Genomic DNA, 20901 nt, shown 5'->3' with positions numbered 1-20901 from the left:
TTTTCAAACCGCCTCGCTAGTTATCAAAACCTCAGGCACAATTGGGTTATTCTTTACCCTTTAGATCGTTGTGGCCTCAGTCTGTTAATGCCCGAGGAATATCAACGCAGGATAGTCCAATGAGTCAGCATAAATATCACCAGCTCTCTAGTGATGAGTTGGATTTTGTCGACGATCAAACCGCCGCACTGCTGCTTAATACTCCCAGCAGCGCGCGTATCATGCTTTGGGTTATGGTCGCATTCTTTTTGCTGGCCATCGTTTGGGCCTCATGGGCAGAGATCGATAAAGTCACTCTCGGTCAGGGTAAAGTCGTGCCATCTTCGCAAATCCAGGTGGTTCAGAACCTGGAAGGCGGCCTGGTTAAACAGATCCTGGTCCGTGAAGGCGAGCAGGTCAAAAAAGGCCAGCAGCTATTACTTATCGATGACACCCGTTTTCGTTCCGACTATCGTGAGCGTGAGCAGCAAATGGCCAACCTGACAGCCAACGTATTGCAGCTGACTGCGTCCATCGCCAGTGTCATCATTAATGAAGATTTTGCGGAACAGGACTGGCAAAACAGTGTGCGCATTGATTACAACAAGCTGGCTTTTCCTCCTTCACTGCTTGAATTGCAGCCCAGACTGGTTGAGCGTCAGCGCGACCAGTATCAGCAAGATCTTGATAACCTGCGCAACCAACTGTCTGTGATTTCACAACAGGTTAAACAAAAACAACAGGATCTGATTGAAATTCAGGCCCGGGTTCGCAACCTACGCCGAAGTTACGAATATGCTAACAAAGAGCTGGAGATCACCCAACCCTTGGCGGATGAAGGCGTGGTCCCGCGGATTGAGCTGTTAAAACTGCAACGGCAGGTCAATGACACTCGTCGCGAACTCACCTCCAGTGAACTGAAAATACCGGTATTACGCTCAGGTATTCGTGAGTCAATGTTGAGCCGTATCGATGCCGCACAGAAGTTCCGTTCGCAGCAGCAAGATGCACTCAACGAAGCTCAGGATAAGCTGTCGGCGATGACTGAATCCACCGTAGGGCTGGAAGACAGAGTCAACCGCACCGTTGTCGTCTCTCCGGTCACCGGCACCATCAAAACCCTCAACGTCAATACTGTCGGTGGTGTTATCCAGCCGGGTATGGATATTGTTGAAATCGTCCCGACCGAAGACACCTTGCTGGTCGAAGCACAGATCGCGCCACAGGATATCGCATTCCTGCGCCCTGACCTGCCGGCGATTGTAAAGTTCAGTGCCTATGACTTCACTAAATATGGCGGCCTGGAAGGCACCCTTGAACACATCAGCGCCGATACCACGCAGGATGAAGAAGGCAACAGTTTTTATCTGGTACGGGTACGCACCACACAAACATCATTTGGTCAGGATGACACGCTGCCAATCATTCCCGGCATGACGGCGTCGGTGGATATCATCACCGGTAAACGCACCGTACTGGATTATTTACTTAAGCCAATTTTGCGCGCCAAAGACAATGCGCTGCGAGAGTAATCCGGCAAAGATAAACCGGTCCGTGATGAAAAGCGCTGATTGATGTATAACTAAACTTATACAACCGGATGCAAAGGATAGTGGAAGAGAGATGACCTTTAGTCACACCGTAGCAACAGGTATGCGATGAAACGCTGGCTATGTTTACTGGCGGCGCTGGTGATTTCATCACTAGCTGGCGCGCTCAGTACCAAAGAGCAACAGTGGGTTGATGCAGTGACAGCAACCTACGGGCCACGCGCGGGTAAACGAGTTGAGACCTGGCGGCAGGAGATGGTGCGTTACCGATCATTATCAGAACGCGCTCAACTGACCGAAGTAAACCGTTTTTTCAATCAGCTCTACTTTGTCAACGACGATGTATTGTGGGGCAAAAATGACTACTGGGCGACACCACTGGAATTTTTAGGCAGTAATGCCGGTGATTGTGAGGACTTCACTATCGCCAAATATTTTTCGCTGCTGGAACTTGGTGTTGCTGATAACAAACTGCGCCTGGTGTACGTCAAAGCCATTGAACTGAATCAGTTTCACATGGTACTGGCCTACTACGCCACACCCAGCTCACAACCTTTGATTCTGGATAACATTAATCCGCAGATAAAACCGGCCTCCGCGCGCCCTGACCTGCTACCTATATACAGCTTTAACGGTCAACATCTGTGGTTGATGAAGTCGAAAAATGGCGAGCTGGCAGGTAACGCTTCCCGGCTCAGCCTCTGGAATGATTTACGTTCACGCGAGCGTTCGCTGAATTTGAATAAACCGTTGGTCAATTACGATGAGTAGCTAGAATGACACTATACAAACAACTGGTCGCCGGAATGATAATGGTGCTGATTTTGTTGATGATTTCCGTATTCATCATCGAATTTAATACCACACGCGACAACCTTGAACAGCAGCAACGTTCTGAAGTCAGCAACACGATTAACACCGTGGGTCTTGCTTTAGCGCCCTATCTGGAAAAGAAGGACAGCGTTGCGGTCGAATCCGTCATCAATGCTCTGTTTGACGGCAGTACCTACTCGGTCGTGCGCCTTACCTTTCTCGATGACCACAGTGAAATCGTTCGCTCTTATCCGATTAAGCCAAGCCAGGTTCCGCAATGGTTTACTGATCTGGATTTGTTCCAGCCTATCCATGACCGCCGTGTTGTGACCAGCGGCTGGATGCAACTGGCAGAGGTCGAAATCGTCAGTCATCCGGGTGAAGCCTATGCTCAGCTATGGCACGCGCTGATTCGCCTCTCGATCGCATTCGGCGCCATCGTTGTGATCGGTATGCTCTCGATTGCCTACATCGTTCATCATGCCCTTAAACCGTTGACAACCATAGTGAACAAGATGAAGCAAATCGCCAACAACCAGTTTGGCGAACCGTTGCCGCTACCCGACACCCAAGACCTGGTCGCGGTAGTACAAGGGATCAATAACATGTCGGCACAGGTTGAAAAGCATTTTAAAGCCCAGGCTCAGGAAGCACAGCAATTGCGCGAGCGCGCTTACATGGATCCGGTTTCACAACTGGGCAACCGCTCTTACTACATGAACCAGTTGAACGGCTGGCTGACAGAAAACGCGGTTGGTGGCGTGGCTATGCTGCAGGTTCAGTTCATCAAAGATTTGTATGAAGAGAAAGGCTACGAAGCCGGCGATAACATGGTGCGTGAACTCGCCACTCACCTCAAAGCATCGATGACTGCCCCCAACATCACCATTGCCCGTATCTCTGCCGAAGAATTTGCGCTCATCCTGCCCAATATGGAAGAGGAAGAACTGCGCCAGGCCGCTGACAACATTATGAACTGCGTGAACGATATTAATCCGGATCCAACCGGTATGGCCGCTGCCGATGCGGCGCTCGGCGTGGTGTTCAATGAAAAAGCGAAGAGCTCACGCGAGCTGCTTTCCCTGCTCGACAACTCGATGGCCACGGCCAAATCGAATCCGGAGCTGAAATACGGCTTTATTTCCAGCTCAAGCAATCAGATGGTAATGGGTAAACAGCAATGGAAAGCGCTGGTTGAAGAAGCGATTCACCATGACTGGTTCACCTTCCGCTTCCAGGCGGCAACGGATACACACGGTAAAACTTTCCATCGCGAAGTGTTCTCTGCGATTGAAAAAGACGGGGTACGTTACAGCGCCAACCAATATCTGTTCGCGCTGGAGCAGCTACACGCCACTCACCTGTTCGACCAATACGTACTCCAGTCTATGATTAATAAGCTGGTGTCCGGTGAAGTGACCGATAAACTTGCCATCAACATTTCGCAAAGCAGTATCGAGCAGCCAAGCTTTATTCGCTGGGTCACTCAGTTACTGACCCGACACAAAGCCGTGGCAGGATTACTGCAGTTTGAAATTCCGGAGAACTGCTTTGTTAATGCTCCGCACCATACTGCCTTGTTCTGTAACGCTCTGCGCGGCGCGGGCGCTGATTTTGGTGTTGATAACTACGGCCGTAACTTCCAGTCGCTGGATTACATTAATGAGTTTCGACCAAACTACGTCAAACTCGATTATCTGTTTACTCACCACCTTGATGATGAGAATCAGAAATTTACTCTGACGTCCATTTCGCGTACCGCTCACGATTTGGATATCACCACTATCGCATCCCGCGTCGAGACCCAGGATCAGCTCGATCTGCTCGCCGAGCATTTCGTCGATGTGTTCCAGGGTTTTATTGTCGATAAATAAGGATGAGCGCAATGCAAGACACGCTGCTGAACTCTCTGATTTACGTCAGCCGCTATTACGGCCTCGCCAATTCTCCCGAGGCTTTGATCAACGGTTTGCCAATGTCAGATGGCAAGCTGACACCATTTTTATTTCCGCGCGCCGCGGAACGTGCCGGTCTGGTTGCGAAAGAGAACCGCTCCGCACTGCATGAAATTCCACAACTGGTATTCCCGGTCATTGTGCTGCTAAAAAGTGGCGAGGCGTGCGTACTCAACAGTATTAACGAGGAAAAGCAGGAAGCGGAAGTGGTGACCGCCGAATCGGGCATGGTGCCGATCGCCTATCCGCTTGATGAACTTAAAGCGCGTTATATTGGCCGTTACTTTATGGTCAAAAAGCAGTTCCGTTTTGATGAGCGCTCTCCGGAAGTACTGAAAACCCGCCATGGTCACTGGTTCTGGGGTACGATCTGGCAGTCAAAGCGCATCTATCGCGATGTGCTGATCGCTTCGATCCTGATTAACCTGTTTGCCATCGCAGCACCGATGTTTACCCGTCTGGTGTACGACAAAGTGGTCCCCAATCTGGCGTTCGAAACTCTGTGGGTACTGGCCAGTGGTGTGCTGGTCATCTTCCTGTTTGACTTAGTGCTCAAACTGCTGCGGAACTACTTCATTGATGTGGCAGGCAAAAAATCCGATATCCTGATTTCCTCCAAGCTGTTTGCCAAGGTCATGGGGATCCGCATGGAGTCACGTCCGCCATCGGTCGGTGCTTTCGCGCGCCACTTGCAGGAGTTTGAGTCGATTCGTGAGTTTTTCACCTCTGCCACTATCGCTTCTCTGATCGATTTGCCGTTCGCACTGATGTTTTTACTGTTGATTTGGCTGATGGCCGGTTCACTGGTGCTGGTGCCGATTGTTGGCGTAGTGATCCTGGTGGTGTACTCACTGCTGATTCAGGCGCCGTTACGCCGTGCAATCGAAGAGGGTTCCAGACTGGCATCGCAAAAATACGCCAACCTGATTGAGAGCCTGGCCGGTCTCGAGACGCTTAAGCTGTTCGGTGCGCAAAGCCAGTATCAATACCGCTGGGAAGAAGCCGTCGCCCACATGGCAAACTGGAACATCAAGAGTCGCCGTATTACCGACGGAATTCAGAACACCGCGGGCTTTGTGCAGCAGTCGACTAACGTTGGCATGATTATTCTAGGTGTTTATCTGATTGCAGCGGGCGACCTGACCATGGGCGGACTGATTGCCGCGACCATGCTGAGCGGACGAGCGATTGGCCCTCTGGTCCAGCTGTCTCTGCTTTCAACCCGTTATAACCAGGCAAAATCATCGCTCACCATCATTGAACAAGTGATGGCGATGCCTGACGAGCAAGAGGCCGGTAAACGCTACATTCACCGTCCGATGATTCAGGGCAAAATTGAACTCGATAAAGTGACCTTCCATTATCCGGACTCACCGATTGCTTCGATTCGCGATCTCAGCCTGACCATTAACCCGGGCGAAAAAGTGGCGATTATCGGCCGGATTGGTTCCGGTAAAACCACGCTTGAGCGACTCATAATGGGTCTGTATCAACCCACCGAAGGACACGTTCGTATTGATGACACAGACATCGCCCAGCTGCATCATATCGATATCCGCCGTAATATCGGTTGTGTACCGCAAGAGAGCTTACTCTTCTACGGTACCATTCGCGACAATATCACTCTGGGGCGGCCACTGGCTGATGACCGTGATGTCATGGACGCAGCGAACCGGGCTGGCGTCACCGTGTTTACTCAGCAAGATCCGGCGGGTCTTGAACGCCAGGTGGGTGAAGGCGGCTTACTGCTTTCCGGCGGTCAGCGCCAGGCCGTTTCGATTGCCAGAGCCATGCTGGGACGTCCGCCTGTGTTGTTGATGGATGAACCGACCAGTGCGATGGATAACCGCTCCGAGATGCAGATTAAGCACCAGCTCAGTCAGTTAACCCCGAGCGAAACCTTGGTACTGATTACCCATAAAACCACCATGCTGGATGTGGTGGACCGGGTGATTGTGATGGAAAAAGGGTCCATCATCGCAGATGGTCCGAAAGAGATGGTACTGACCGACTTACGCCACGGTAAAGTGCGGGCTGCGAACTAAACTGACCGGCCAGAGACAAACTAACAACAATCGACAGAGATAAAAAAAGCGCGGTCCATAAAGGCACCGCGCTTAAGCCTGTCACAGGCTGAATTTACACCTCAACGTGTAAACAAGAGACGGAGTGGACGTCACTCCCTTTGATTTGGGGCTTGGTCTTAGCACATTCCGCCGTTGCCTGCGGACAACGAGTACGGAATACACAACCCGATGGCGGATTAATCGGAGACGGCAAATCCCCTTCCAGCATCTGAATGGTTTTACTGCGCTCCAGATTCGGATCCGGAATCGGTACCGCTGACATCAGGGCCTTGGTGTATGGGTGCTTCGGGTTGGCAAACAGTGCATCCGACTCCCCCAGCTCGACCGCATTACCCAGATACATCACCAGCACACGGTCAGAAATGTGCTTCACCACGGATAAGTCGTGCGCGATGAATACCAGGCTCAGACCCAGCTCATTCTGCAGTTCTTTGAGCAGGTTAACCACCTGGGCCTGAATCGAGACGTCCAGTGCTGATACCGGCTCATCACAGATGATCATTTTCGGCTTCAGAATCAGAGCGCGGGCAATGCCGATACGCTGACACTGGCCGCCGGAGAACTCGTGCGGATAGCGGTTAATGACGTTCGGCAGCAGGCCCACTTTGGCCATCATCTCTTTAACCCGGTCTTTGACTTCCTGCTTGGACAGTTGCGGATAAAAGGTCTGCAGCGGCTCAGCAATAATGTCACCAACCGTCATTCGCGGGTTAAGAGACGCTAGCGGATCCTGGAAAATCATTTGAATTTCTTTACGCGTTTCACGGCGTTTGACTTCCTGCATCCGGGTCAGGTCCTGACCGAGCCACACCACTTCACCTTCGGTAGCCTGCACCAATCCGATAATGGCACGGGCAAAGGTCGACTTACCACAGCCGGATTCACCTACCACGCCCAGAGTTTCACCCTGATAGAGGCGTACATTGACGCCGTCCACGGCTTTCAGTGTCGATGGTTTGGTCCATGGCCAGGCCGACTTAGCGGCAATGCTGAAATGAACCTTAAGATCTTTTACGTCTAACAGTAATGCTTTATCTGCGCTCATTTTGTCCACGCCTCCCAGTCAGAAAAACAAGCCCGCTGACGACCATCACCAAACGGCGTCAGAATCGGTGCTTCACGCTTACAACGGTCCATCACACGGTGACAGCGTTCCTGATAAGGACAACCAACCGGCAGACGCAGTAAGTTTGGCGGGTTACCCGGAATCGTCGGCAGAATATCGCCTTCGGTATCCAGACGCGGAATCGCTTTCAGCAAACCTTCCGCATACGGATGGCTTGGATTGTAGAAAATTTCGTTCACGCTGCCGTATTCCATGGTACGACCGGCATACATCACCAGCACTTTGTCACACGAGCCGGCCACCACCCCCAAATCGTGGGTAATCATGATGATCGCAGTGTTAAACTCACGTTTGAGCTCGTTGAGCAAGTCCATGATCTGAGCCTGGACGGTCACGTCCAGTGCCGTGGTCGGCTCATCGGCGATCAGCAGTTTCGGACGGCACAACAGTGCCATCGCAATCATCACACGCTGACGCATACCGCCCGAAAATTCATGCGGATACATGGTAATCCGCTTCCGTGCTTCCGGGATTTTGACCGCTTCCAGCATACGCACTGACTCTTCGAATGCTTGCGCTTTCCCCATACCCTTGTGCAACATCAGCACTTCCATCAGTTGGTCGCTGACTTTCATATACGGGTTAAGTGACGTCATCGGGTCTTGGAAAATCATCGCGATCTGCTCGGCACGCACCTTGTTGAGTGCCTTTTCCGGCAGATTGAGGATTTCTTTACCCTCAAATTTCGCGCTACCGGAGATGATTCCGTTTTTAGCCAGCAAACCCATGATCGCAAACACGGTCTGGGACTTACCCGACCCGGACTCGCCCACGATACCGAGAGTCTCGCCCTGATTAAGCGAGAAGTTTAAATCGTTAACTGCGGTGACAATCCCATCCTGAGTGGTGAATTCGACGCGCAGATCTTTGACATCTAATAAGCTCATCATTACTTCCTTAATCTTGTGTGATTATCTGTCTTTTGGATCCAGCGCATCGCGCAGACCATCACCCACGTAGTTAAAACAGAACAGGGTGATCACCATAAAGGCCGCTGGGAACAGCAGTTGCCAGATCGCCACTTCCATCGTGTTGGCGCCCTCTTGCAACAATGCTCCCCAACTGGTCATTGGTTCCTGAACACCCAGACCAAGGAAAGAAAGGAAAGATTCGGTCAGAATCATGCTCGGGATCAGCAGGGTTGAATACACCGCGACAATACCCAGCACGTTAGGCACGATATGGCGGGTAATGATTTTCCACTTGCTGACACCGCACACATGAGCCGCTTCAATAAACTCTTTACTGCGCAGGCTCAGCGTCTGGCCACGTACGATACGCGCCATATCCAGCCAGGCAATGGCACCAATCGCCACAAAAATAAGAATGATGTTACGACCAAAGAAAGTCACCAGTACAATCACCAGGAACATAAACGGAATCGCGTACAGGATTTCCAGCAGGCGCATCATGATTCGGTCGGTACGACCACCGATAAAGCCCGATGCGGCGCCATACAGGGTACCAATCAGTACCGCCACCAGCGCGCCCATAATACCGACCATCAGAGAAATGCGGCCACCGACCAGGGTACGTACCAACAAATCACGCCCCAGCGCATCGGTACCAAACCAATGCTCGGCATTCGGCGCAGCGTGCATGGCATACCAGTCAGTATCTTCATAGGTATAAGCCGAAAACATCGGCAGAAAAATCACCGCCAGGGTGATTAACGTCAGGATAAACAGGCTGACCATCGCCGCTTTGTTACGCATAAAACGAATGCGCGCATCCTGCCATAAACTGCGACCTTCAATTTCCAGGTTCTCAGAGAACTTTTCGATCGCTTCTAAATTTTCTTTTTTGCTCAACATAATATCCGTGTCCGATTAGTAGCGAATTTTAGGGTCGATATAAGCAAGCAGAATATCCACCACCGCATTGAAGAGAATGAAAAGGAAACCGATCAAAATCGTTACGCCCATCACCAATGAATAGTCACGGTTAAACGCCGCATTGACGAACAGTTTACCAATCCCCGGCAGACCAAAAATGGTCTCAATCACCACCGACCCGGTAATGATGCCGACAAACGCTGGGCCCATGTAGGACACCACAGGTAACAGCGCCGGTCTCAATGCGTGCTTCAACACGATATAGCGATAGCTCAGACCTTTCGCACGAGCGGTACGGATAAAGTTACTGTTGAGGGTTTCGATCATCGAACCACGGGTAATACGGGCAAACGTGGCCACATACAACAAGGACATACCAATGACAGGTAGCGCCATGTACTGTAACGATCCGTCTTGCCACCCCCCCGCCGGGAACCAGCCGAGATTGATGGAGAAGATGTAGATCAGAACCGGTGCCAACACAAAGGATGGCATCACCACCCCGAGCATGGCGGTCGACATTATGGTGTAGTCGACCCAAGTGTTTTGCCTTAGCGCGGCAATGGTGCCAACTCCGACCCCCATGATGACAGTGAAGATGAAAGCAGCAAAGCCCACTTTAGCTGAAACAGGCAAAGCCGCGCTGATTAGTTCGTTAACCGAATAATCTTTGTATTTGAATGACGGACCAAAATCGCCTTGCAAAATGTTAGTCAGATAGGTGAAGTACTGCTCGGATACTGGTTTATCCAGGCCATATTTCGCATTGATGTTGGCCATCACTTCCGGCGGTAACGGACGCTCAGAAGAAAATGGGTTACCTGGTGCAAAACGCATCAGAAAGAATGATATCGTGATCAATACCAACAAGGTTGGGATTGCTTCAAATATCCTTTTTGCTATGAATTTAATCATAAACTCACTCTTTCAGTCTGTGACAATAGAAAACGAAAAGACGCTGTATGTGCCGGGCACATACAGTGTCTATATATTTATAGTTTTAATGCTCAGGATTTACTGAGCTTTGATGTAGAGATCTTTAGTGTAGATCTTGTCTTCCGCGTTATTAACCGGGTAACCACCAAGTTGTGGCGACACCAGACGGGAAGTTACATACTGATAGATAGGGGCGATTGGCATATCACGCGCCAGCAGTTTTTCTGCCTCAACGTACAGTGCTTCACGCTCTTCATCGGTCTTCGCATTCAACGCTTTTTCCATCACGGCGTCGTACTCTGCGCTGTGATATTTCTGGTCGTTGGAGCTGTTGTTGGACTGCATCAGCGACAGGAAGCTGGATGCTTCGTTATAATCACCACACCAACCAGCACGAGTCACGTCATAGTTACCTTCACGGCGGGTATCCAGGAAGGTTTTCCACTCTTGGTTTTCCAAAGTGATGTTCACACCCAGCGCCTGTTTCCACATTGACTGAATCGCGGTTGCGATTTTCTTGTGGTTTTCAGAGGTGTTGTACAGCAGGGTGAATTCCAGTGGGTGAGACTTATCAAAGCCGGCCTCTGCCAGTAGTTTTTTCGCTTCGGCAATACGCTCTTTCTGAGTCATTTTGCCGTAAGCTGGCATCTCTGGATTGAAATCAGCGGTGATTTCCGGCGTCATGAAGTAAGCAGGCTTCTGACCCTGACCCAGAATCGCATTGGCGACAATGTCACGGTCGATAGCGTACGATAGCGCCTTGCGCACGCGCACATCATCAAACGGCGCTTTCTGGTTGTTGAAGCCGTAGTAGTAAGTACACAGGTTACCTTTCACGTTCACCGATTCCGGGTACTCTTTCTTCAGACGTTTGAAGTGCTCCAGCGGCAGTTCATACGTCATCTGAATTTCACCCGACAGGAAGCGGTTCATTTCCGCTACCTGGTTTTCGATTGGCAGGTAGGTGACCTGATCGATAACGGTGTGTGCGTTATCCCAATAGTATGGGTTACGCTTGAGCACTAAACGTTCGTTTACCGTCCACTTATCAACCACATAAGCGCCGTTACCAACGAAGTGTTCAGGTTTGGTCCACTGATCGCCCCACTTCTCAACCGTTGCACGGTGAACAGGTTTCACTGTGGTGTGGCCCATCATTTTTACAAAATATGGAACCGATGTTTCCAGATTCACTTCCAGGGTGTTCGCATCCAGCGCTTTCACACCCAGTGTCTCTTTATCTTTTTTCCCGGCGATAATATCTGCCGCGTTCACCATAGTGGTCATTTCAATATACCACGAGTATGGAGAAGCCGTTGCAGGATCAACCGCACGCTTAAAGCTGTACACGAAGTCGTCAGCGGTAACCGGATCACCGTTTGACCATTTCGCATCTTTACGCAGGTGGAAAATAAAAGTTTTGTTGTCTGTCGTTTCCCAGCTTTCTGCGACACCCGGAACCGTCTTACCGTTCGCATCCTGGTTTACCAGGCCTTCCAGAAGGTCACGAATCACGTGTGACTCTGGCACCCCTTCCGTTTTATGCGGATCGATAGAAGCGACTTCAGTACCGTTACCACGGACAAATTCCTGTTTGTCAGCGAGTTTAGTACCAGCGGGAACATTCGCGGCGAGAGATGAGAAAGAAGCACTTGCCACTGCAAGGCCAGCCCCCAGAAGCAGGGCCTGAGTGATTTTATTTTTATACATGCATAAACTCCAAGTTTTCATTTTGCATCCATGACTTCCTTGTGGGGCATGAGGCATCTGACTGCCATAATTAGGGTGTTTAACGCAAAAAACCAAACACAAAACCTAACCCATACAAAGAAAGCGGCGTAGAACGGCGACCATCAAACTAACTTGCCTAAAAATAGTCTTTAACAAAAACTATGCACTGCGCAGAATCAATAAATCAGTGAAATGACTTAATTGATCGTCAGTAACGCAGAATTTCAGTACAAATAAGGACTTAGAGCCAACCGTAAATGCCACATATACTAACCAAGATTACTTTTTCAGCATCTTATGCTAGAAATTCGGCGGAAAATTTAACATCTGCCTCACATGACGTCTAATTGAAAGTGATGATCCACTCATCAGATGACAGAAATTGTGAACAGAGTCACCTGTTGCACCATTGTGATCCACAACGCACTTTTTAGGAAACGTTTGCGTATCAGTTACAAAATGAAAGCGGTATCATAACGCTAATTACCGCATGATGCGGGATATACAGCCAGGTTGAACGTGAGCGAATACGGAGCATTAAATTTCGCCTCTAACTATTAACCCTAGTCCAAAATAATCCGTTATAAAGCATCATTTTGTACAATAAATAGAATGACACACCCTAAGTGGCGAGCCTATCAGTCTATAAACAGGGAGAGTTAACGACACAGCGTGCGTGATACATAACCACGTGCCAGCAGGCACGCGGTTATCAGGCCCAGAGGGAGACGGAAACCAACACCAATAGAGAGAGTAAGGAGAATAAACCGGCTGAAAAGTGGTTTAAGTTTAGTAACACAAAGCCAGCTCTAAGCCAGAGCACGCGCGACCACTTCGATGATTTGTGGCCGGAATATAAAGAACACCGCCCCCAGTAGACATAAGCCCGCCCAGATAAAGTCCATCCGAAACGGCTCTTTCATATAAATCAGCGCAAAAGGCACAAACACGCTCAGCGTAATCACTTCCTGCAGGATCTTCAGTTGACCAAGATTAAGTACGGTGTAGCCAATACGGTTTGCCGGCACCTGAAACATATATTCAAACAAAGCAATCCCCCAACTGAGCAGCGCGGCCACAATCCAGGGTTTATGTTCCAACTCACGCAGATGGGCATACCAGGCAAAAGTCATGAATACGTTACTGATGACAAGCAGCCCGATGGTGGACACAATCGGTGAAAGACCAAACATGATTAACTCCGCTAATAAATGAAAAACCAGCGCAGTTTGCGCCTGCGTCTGACTGCCGTCAATCTCAGCAAGCGAAATACAAAAGCAAAATGTCGGGAACGATACCAACAAATCAAGCCAATTGCTCCTGATAGACGCTTTATCTTTCTTGTTGATCACAGATTTTATCCTGCACTAACAAACCATCCCGCCAACCACTTTTCATCAATCGGGCTTGGATTAAACTGAAGCAAATTTACAGGAGATTGACTATGAACAGAGTATGGGTCACCGGAGACGCAGTGATTGATTTGATTCCGGACGGCGAGCAACATTACCTCAAGTGTCCGGGCGGCGCGCCAGCCAACGTGGCTGTCGCTATCGCCCGACTCGGTGGTAACACCGCCTTTTTTGGCCGGGTGGGTAAAGATCCCTTCGGACAATTTCTGGCACAGACACTTCAAAGTGAAGGGGTCAATATTGACCACCTTCACTTTGACCCTTTACATCGCACCTCTACGGTCGTTGTTGATCTGGATGATGACGGTGAACGCAGCTTTACTTTTATGGTGAAGCCAAGCGCAGACCAGTTCCTGCAAACTGAGGATATTCCTGATTTTCGGGCAGGAGAATGGTTACACGTATGCTCTATCGCGCTTGCTAACGAACCGAGCCGCAGCTCAACTCTGGCGGCGATGAAGAAAATGAAACAAGCCGGTGGATTTATCAGCTTCGATCCTAACCTACGTGAGGAAGTATGGAACGATCCGAGTGAACTCATTAACGTGGTCATGCAGGCGGTCGCGCTGGCCGATGTCGCCAAATTCTCCGAACAAGAACTTATGCAACTGACACGCACAGCGTCTATCGAGGATGGTCTGCAAGCCCTGCGCAGTTACGACCTGCCACTGACCGTGATTACACAGGGCGCGAAAGGCGCGCTGGTAGTGACCGCAGAGGGGCAACAACTGCTCAGCGGCAAAGCAGTAAAACCGGTCGATACCACAGGGGCCGGTGATGCGTTTGTCGGCGGGTTACTGGCCACACTGGCACAACATGAACAATGGCAAACCGAGCCTTCTATCCATGAGGCGGTGCAATCGGCTAATGGTTGTGGCGCTCTGGCGACCACTGAAAAAGGGGCGATGACCGCTTTACCCAATCAACAGGCATTAATGGTATTCCTGCAGTCGTAAGCCTGCTTACTCGTATCCTGCCAGGCGAGCTTGACGCTCGCCTTTCTTCTTATTTCTCCCTATTTATTTATGCTGTCTATGCATCAACTTCCCCATATCTGGATCACAAAATCACCGTAGATCGTGCGTTGAGTAGAATTATCAGTTTATTTTCAGGGATCGTTCCCGAAATGTTAGGTATATTGCTAATCAAATTAAGTCTTCAGATTCAGAGAGCGTAGCGTGAAACGCACTTTGCTGAATCGATGAGACCAAAAAATTAAAACAACCCACACTGTGTCATGAATTAACGGGAACGTTTGCAGCAATCCCCTATTTTTCATCCATTTGTGGAGACAATAACAATGAAGACAAAAGCCCTGACGATCGCTATCTCGCTTGCCCTGCTACCAACCACTTCTGTATTCGCACAGAGTGATTTAGCCTCTCTGGAAGCCCGGATTAACGAGCTGGAATCACGTCTGACCCAGACCGAGCAAACCGCCCAGCAGGCGGAACAGAAAGCGTCATCGTTCGAATTTCACGGTTATGCCCGTGCCGGACTGTTAATCAATGACAACTTTAACGGTGCGGTCGGCACCGGTCCTTACATGACCGCCGCAGGCGCGCTGGGCGCACCGGTTGGCCGTCTCGGACTGGAAGATGACAATTACCTCGAAGCGAATCTGATTCATAACCGGGTGATGGACGATGGTTCAAAAGCACGATTTAAGATCATGCTGGCCGACGGAGTCGAAACCAACAATGAATGGACCGCGGATGACAGCCAGCTTAATGTACGCCAGGTGTATGCTGAGCTGAGCTCGCTGCCCTCGTTCAGCGGTGCCTTTGCTAATGCAACACTCTGGGCGGGAAAACGCTTTGACCGTGATAATTTTGACATCCACTTCCTTGATTCAGATATTGTATTCCTGTCCGGAAGCGGCGCAGGGATTTATGATGTGCAGATGAGTGACAGCTGGAAAGCCAATTTCTCGCTTTACGGCCGCGACTTTGGTGACATTGACAGCTCAAGCACGGACGTCGAAAACTATGTGGCGACCATGAATAACCATATTGGTCCTTTTCAGGTGATGTTAAGTGGCATGAAATCGGCTGATAACCAAGATCGCGCCAGTGAAGCAGCGTCCCCGACTCAGCGCGCTGAAAACGGTATCCATGCTCTGTTCGCGTATCATGGCGACAGCTTCTATGGCATACAAGACGGTTTCTCCAAGACCGGTATTTTGTTGGGTCAGGGATTAGGTGCTGAACTAAAAGGTATAGGTTCAAACGGCGATTTGAATGATGATGCCAAAGCGGTTCGTTTGTTCAGCTACGGTGTCACCCAATTTGCCGACAACTGGCGCATCGCACCAGCGCTGATGGCTGAATACAGCCAGGATCGCATTAAAAACAACGACGAGTTTATCTGGGCAACCGCCAACGTTCGTTTCGCGCAAGAGCTGACCGAGAACTTTGAGATGGTTTACGAAGGCACCTATCAGTACATGGATATGGACAACAGCGTTGAAAAAGCCAAGGGCAGTTTCTACAAAGCGACACTGGCACCCACTTTTAAACTGGCGACATCCGCCGGCTTCTTTGACCGCCCGGAAATTCGCTTTGCAGTCAGCTACGTTGACTGGAGCAGCGAACTGGATGACTACGCGGTCAGCCTGGCAAGCGACGCCAGCACCATGGGTAACGGCGGTGAAACCGTATTCGCACTGCAAATGGAAACCTGGTTCTGATTTTAATACCTGATCTCAAAAAGTAATCCCTCCCATTCAGCCCGGCGCAAGCCGGGCTTTTTTCTGTCAGTGTTCCTGACCCCGGCACTCACAGCTTGCCTTGCCTTGCCTTGCCTTGCCTTGCCTTGCCTTGCCTTGCCTTGCCTTGCCTTGCAAAACAGCAAACCAGAAAACAGCCGGCATAGAAACAAAAAAAGCCATCCCGACGGGATGGCTTGGCTGCTCATAACCTCTTATGCGTCAACAAACGGCGCGTGAGCAGAATGAAGAAGAGTCACTCTGCCACTGACAGCGGCACCTTGCAGAGAGATCCGGGTTGCATGCTCAGGAGTGAATACACGTCCGGTCATTACCTGCTCACCACCATTAATAAAAATTTCCAGTGATGAGCTGTCGGCCAGAATCTGCAATGTTACCGACTCACTGTTCAACACCAGTTCACGGATTGTATCGCCCTGGCGGATCAAGGTTTGGGAGCGATCAAAACGCAGCACACCCTGCTGTTTATCCAGCGTCAGTACCACTTTATGTTTATCGTCATGCATCAGATGCAGTTCGCTGCCCCACGCCAGCGTGACCACCAGCTCGAAACTCTTGGTACTCAGGTCAAGCGGCTTATCATTCAAGTTGACCTGACGGGTTTCACCACGCAGTAAATCCAGTTCAGCCGCCGGCTGTTGCAGCACCCGCCCGTTAAGCCAGCGTAATTCACGCATCGAGGTTAACTGGTGCAGCCAACCATGATCACAACTCGGTTGATCTAACTCATCCGGTAATCCCATCCAGCCGCACATCACACGGCGTCCGTCCGGGGTTTGTACACTTTGCGGCGCATAAAAATCAAACCCTTCGTCCAGGGCCCAGCCTTCGATAAAATCAAAGCCGCCCTGCTCATCCTGATTAACGCGGAAGATACGGTTTTGATGCACAATATTGTGATGCAGGTTTTCAGATTCAATGCCTTGCGGGCCAAACACCACAAACCATTCATTGCCAAGCTCAAACCAGTCCGGGCACTCCCACATATAACCGTAAGGAGAAAGCTCATCACCATATAGCTTATCAAACTGCCAGTTAAGCAGATCATCAGAATGATAAACGGCAAGTCGTCCCTGCAGAGATTCGGTCTGAGCACCCAGCAACATATGCCAGCGCCCTTGATGAAACGCCACTTTCGGGTCACGGATATGTTCGGTCACCCCCGGCGGCAACTCTCGAATCAGCGGTCCTAATTTTTCAAACTGCCCGTCTGCGTTCATACGGGCCGCACACTGCATAGTCTGGCGTTGACGATCAGGCCCCAAACGAGTATTGCCGGTATAAAACAGCATTAAATCATCGCCATGACTGACTGCATGGCCGGAAAAGACCCCGTGGCTGTCAAACCAGTCGGACGGGGTTAAGGCCACAGACTGCCAGTGCCAGCTAATCAAATCATCACTTGTGAGATGAACCCAGTATTTGTCTTTGTGCTCACAGGAATATGGATACCATTGATAGAACAGGTGGTAAGCCCCATCATGGTAGATAAAACCATTGGGATCGTTGAGCAAGCCTTGCGGCGGAGAAATATGCCACTGCGGGCGATAGTGAGATGGCCGGGCGACACGATACTGCGCGGCTTTAATCTGCTGCCTGGCGGCAATAGAGCGGCCGACCAAGGCCAGATCCTCATCCTGAATGGTATTATCACGTTTTATACTCAGTTGCCACTCTCCGAGTACGGACTCCGCCGTGACCTCATCTGGTAGTGAACAGACAGCGTGGCGATCGGATACCGCAACGACTATGCGCCCGTCCGGCGCCAAAATCCGTTGAATGTTATCGAGCCCGCCCGCGAGTTCGATAAGTCTCTGTAACGACATAAACTGACCTAATAGCTAATTTCGGGAACGTTCTCAAAATATACAACTAACCACTGTCAGGCAAGTGTTTCCAATTTTTATAGCAAGGTTATGCAGATGTGTGTGAAGCCGGACACACAAACTCCGCCTGATAGGCGGCCGAAACCGAACATTCAGGCGGTTGTGAAACACAAATGTTATGTGAGAACAGATGTTATGTGAGAATGGTCGGCAACGATGATCAGAGCAGGATCGTCACGCACAGGTTTCACGGACAATGTTCTGAAATGTCAGCACCACTTTACTCATTTCCTGTCCTTGACCGGCAATCCGGTCCAGCAACATTTTAGCGGCATTTTCACCTGCTTTATCAAACGCATAATTGAAGGTTGATAACCCGGGATTACTGACAAACGCCAGTTCATCATTCCCGACGCCCAGCACTTTCACCTGCTTACCAACCTGAATACCGGCCGCCTGCAGCGCTTTTACCGCCCCTACTGCCAGACGGTCTGTCGCACAGAACAAGCCATCGAGTTGCGGATAGTCGCGCATCGCTTGCTGTGCCAGCCGATGACCGGACTCAATCGAAAAGTCACCACGCAGATGACAAACCAACGACTGGTTATGCATCGTCAGCGCCTGCTCTAGCCCCTGACCGCGCTGCACATCGACCGCGATATCATCACTCTGTACGCCGATAAAGCCAACGCGCTGGCAGCCTGCCGCTACCAGACGGTTGCCCGCTTCAAAGCCAACCCGGGTATCGTCATGAACCACGCTGGGAATATCGTGCAGAGAACCATCTTGCCCGACCAGCACGACCGGCACTGCAGAGTTCTGAATCTCTTTAATCAGCGGCATGTCGAGGTGGGTCGCATAAAAAATAATGCCCTCGACCCGTTTTTGATTGAAGATGCGGATGTATTCCAGCTCTTTGGCATGCATCTGATGAGTGTTGGCCAGCAGGACATGCTTACCATTTTGTTCCAGTATCTTGGTCAGGCCATCCACACCCTGTGCGGTGGCATGGGAAGACACCCGTGGCACAATCACACCAATCAGATTGGTCTTCTGTGATTTAAGATCTTTAGCCACCTGATTGACGACGTAGCCGCACTCGGACACCGCCTGAAGCACTTTCACTTTAGTCGACTCTTTGACCCCGTATTCATCATTAATGACGCGCGAGACCGTCGATTTTGACACCCCGGCCAACCTGGCCACATCGTGCAAACTTGCCATGCCATATCCTATTACGCTGCGAAAATTGGGATTGATTGCAGAATGAACCGACATCAACCACTTAACTAGCGTGATTTTAACCTTGTTTTGCCCTTTTTCCTTCTCGGTTTTGCTGATCTTTCTCACAGAATAAACGAGATGCTTTTGACCGGCGGTTTTTTATTGACAAGAATGCGTATTGCAAACGTTCCCGAAAATTCAAAAATAACGCAGTTAACCACTATACTGACAAGTAACAAGAACCGGAGTGAGTTATGGACTATCCAGTCATAGCAAAGCAACTTCTCGAGCACCTGGGCGGTAAAGAAAACCTTCAGGCGCTGGCACACTGCGCAACCAGACTGCGTCTTGCAGTCAAAGACGAAAATAAGATTGACGAAAAGGCCATTGACGGACTGCAGGGCGTAAAAGGCCAGTTTAAAGTCGCAGGTCAATACCAGATCATTTTTGGATCCGGCATTGTCAACCAGGTTTATGCCGAAATGGCTAAACTGACTGGCATGGCTGAAATGTCGACCAATGACGTTGCCGCAGCCGGGGCAGATAAGCAAAATCTGCTGCAGCGCGCGGTTAAAGGCCTGTCGGATATTTTTGTCCCCATCATTCCGGCCATTGTCGCCGGCGGTCTGCTGATGGGGTTGTTTAATGTTCTGACCGCAAAAGGGCTGTTTATTGACGGGCAATCTCTGATTGACGCCAACCCGGGACTGGCTGATTTGGCCAGCATGATCAACACCTTTGCCAATGCGCCTTTTGTTTATTTACCCGTCTTACTGGCATTTTCCGCATCACGTAAGTTCGGTGGTAACCCCTTCCTGGGCGCGGCACTGGGTATGCTGATGGTGCACCCGGACCTGCTTAATGGCTGGGGTTTTGGCAGCGCGGCTGTCCATGGCACGGTACCGACCTGGAATATACTCGGGCTGGAAATCGAAAAAGTCGGTTATCAGGGCTCTGTACTGCCGGTTCTGGTCTCGGCATTTATTCTGGCCAAAGTTGAGCTGGGGCTGCGTAAGGTTGTCCCTTCGGTACTCGATAACCTGCTGACTCCGATGCTGGCAATTTTTATCACCGGCTTTCTGACCTTCACTCTGGTTGGCCCTATTACCCGTGATGTTGGCTTTATGCTCGGTGATGGCCTGAGTTGGTTATATGACTCAGCGGGTTTCGTTGGCGGTGCGGTATTTGGCCTGATTTACGCTCCGTTTGTCATTACCGGTATGCACCACAGCTTTATCGCGATTGAAACCCAGTTGCTGGCTGATGTCGTCACCACAGGCGGTACGTTCATCTTCCCAATTGCAGCAATGTCGAACGTTGCACAGGGCGCGGCTGCATTGGCAGTGGCATTTACCACCAAAGACGTGAAACAAAAAGGCATCGCGATGCCATCGGGTATTACAGCGCTACTTGGCATCACTGAACCCGCCATGTTCGGCGTTAACCTCAAGCTACGCTACCCGTTTATCGCTGCGATTATTGGTGCTGCGGTATCCGGCGCTTTCCTGACCTTGTTCCACGTAAAAGCACACGCTTTGGGCGCAGCCGGTATTCCGGGCATTATCTCCATCAATCCGGAAAAAATCGGTTACTACGTGGTGGGTATGGTGATTTCGTTTGCGGTCGCCTTCGGTCTGACCATAGTGCTGGGGATGCGTCAAAAAGCCAAGCAAGGCGTCAGTGCTACAGCCTGATCTAC

15 protein-coding genes are annotated in these 20901 nt (G+C 50.4%); 7 read left to right on the top strand and 8 right to left on the bottom strand.

Features of this window, described 5'->3' with window-relative positions; genetic code table 11:
• Positions 1–119: 119 nt before the first annotated feature.
• The 4 genes from E6C74_RS02775 (at position 120) to E6C74_RS02760 (ending at position 6342) form a co-directional block, all read left to right on the top strand.
• The gene (locus E6C74_RS02775) at positions 120–1511 is read left to right on the top strand and encodes an HlyD family type I secretion periplasmic adaptor subunit (RefSeq protein WP_136483143.1); all 1392 of its coding nucleotides are present in this window, start codon (positions 120–122) and stop codon (positions 1509–1511) included.
• A 126-nt stretch (positions 1512–1637) separates the two neighbouring features.
• Positions 1638–2300, top strand: coding sequence for a transglutaminase-like cysteine peptidase (locus E6C74_RS02770; protein ID WP_136483141.1), 663 nt, complete (start codon positions 1638–1640; stop codon positions 2298–2300).
• Positions 2301–2305: 5 nt separating this feature from the next.
• Complete coding sequence (locus E6C74_RS02765) at positions 2306–4216, top strand: EAL domain-containing protein (RefSeq protein ID WP_136483139.1); 1911 nt, start codon at positions 2306–2308, stop codon at positions 4214–4216.
• Positions 4217–4227: 11 nt separating this feature from the next.
• Positions 4228–6342 (top strand): type I secretion system permease/ATPase, encoded by a 2115-nt coding sequence (locus tag E6C74_RS02760; protein WP_136483137.1) that lies wholly within the window; start codon positions 4228–4230, stop codon positions 6340–6342.
• A 94-nt stretch (positions 6343–6436) separates the two neighbouring features.
• Here E6C74_RS02760 and oppF read toward each other — a convergent pair whose 3' ends face one another.
• From oppF to E6C74_RS02730, 6 genes are all read right to left on the bottom strand, one after another.
• A complete protein-coding gene (oppF, locus tag E6C74_RS02755; RefSeq protein ID WP_168796937.1) occupies positions 6437–7429 on the bottom strand; it encodes a murein tripeptide/oligopeptide ABC transporter ATP binding protein OppF in 993 nt (330 codons plus the stop codon).
• Positions 7426–8397, bottom strand: a complete 972-nt coding sequence (locus tag E6C74_RS02750; RefSeq protein ID WP_168796943.1) for an ABC transporter ATP-binding protein — start codon at positions 8395–8397, stop codon at positions 7426–7428. The genes oppF and E6C74_RS02750 overlap by 4 nt, the downstream gene beginning before the upstream one ends.
• 24 nt (positions 8398–8421) lie before the next feature.
• Positions 8422–9324: an oligopeptide ABC transporter permease OppC gene (gene oppC, locus E6C74_RS02745; RefSeq protein WP_136483131.1), complete on the bottom strand. Its 903-nt coding sequence runs from the start codon at positions 9322–9324 to the stop codon at positions 8422–8424.
• 15 nt (positions 9325–9339) lie between these two features.
• On the bottom strand, positions 9340–10260 hold the full coding sequence (gene oppB, locus E6C74_RS02740; protein WP_136483129.1) for an oligopeptide ABC transporter permease OppB: 921 nt from the start codon (positions 10258–10260) through the stop codon (positions 9340–9342).
• 99 nt (positions 10261–10359) lie between these two features.
• Entirely contained in the window at positions 10360–11991 is a 1632-nt protein-coding gene (locus E6C74_RS02735) for an ABC transporter substrate-binding protein (protein ID WP_136483127.1), read from the bottom strand.
• Between the two features lie 830 nt (positions 11992–12821).
• Positions 12822–13205 (bottom strand): DMT family protein, encoded by a 384-nt coding sequence (locus E6C74_RS02730; RefSeq protein ID WP_136483125.1) that lies wholly within the window; start codon positions 13203–13205, stop codon positions 12822–12824.
• 251 nt (positions 13206–13456) lie between these two features.
• On the opposite strand from E6C74_RS02730, the gene E6C74_RS02725 reads away from it, so the two are divergent.
• On the top strand, positions 13457–14380 hold the full coding sequence (locus tag E6C74_RS02725; RefSeq protein ID WP_136483123.1) for an aminoimidazole riboside kinase: 924 nt from the start codon (positions 13457–13459) through the stop codon (positions 14378–14380).
• A gap of 344 nt (positions 14381–14724) precedes the next feature.
• Positions 14725–16113, top strand: coding sequence for a carbohydrate porin (locus E6C74_RS02720; protein ID WP_136483121.1), 1389 nt, complete (start codon positions 14725–14727; stop codon positions 16111–16113).
• A gap of 233 nt (positions 16114–16346) precedes the next feature.
• Here the strand turns inward: E6C74_RS02720 and E6C74_RS02715 are convergent, their stop codons facing one another.
• Together E6C74_RS02715 and E6C74_RS02710 are read right to left on the bottom strand one after the other, a co-directional pair.
• Complete coding sequence (locus E6C74_RS02715; RefSeq protein ID WP_136483119.1) at positions 16347–17978, bottom strand: glycoside hydrolase family 32 protein; 1632 nt, start codon at positions 17976–17978, stop codon at positions 16347–16349.
• A gap of 234 nt (positions 17979–18212) precedes the next feature.
• Positions 18213–19202, bottom strand: coding sequence for a LacI family DNA-binding transcriptional regulator (locus E6C74_RS02710; protein WP_136483117.1), 990 nt, complete (start codon positions 19200–19202; stop codon positions 18213–18215).
• Positions 19203–19456: 254 nt separating this feature from the next.
• Between E6C74_RS02710 and E6C74_RS02705 the strand changes: the two genes are divergently transcribed.
• Positions 19457–20896, top strand: a complete 1440-nt coding sequence (locus E6C74_RS02705) for a sucrose-specific PTS transporter subunit IIBC (protein ID WP_136483115.1) — start codon at positions 19457–19459, stop codon at positions 20894–20896.
• Positions 20897–20901: the final 5 nt, after the last annotated feature.

This window comes from Vibrio sp. H11, assembly GCF_004804295.1.
Classification (GTDB): Bacteria; Pseudomonadota; Gammaproteobacteria; order Enterobacterales; family Vibrionaceae; genus Vibrio; species Vibrio ostreae.
The sequence above is the reverse complement of the archived record's forward strand: the minus strand, read 5'-3'. Positions and strand labels throughout refer to the sequence as shown.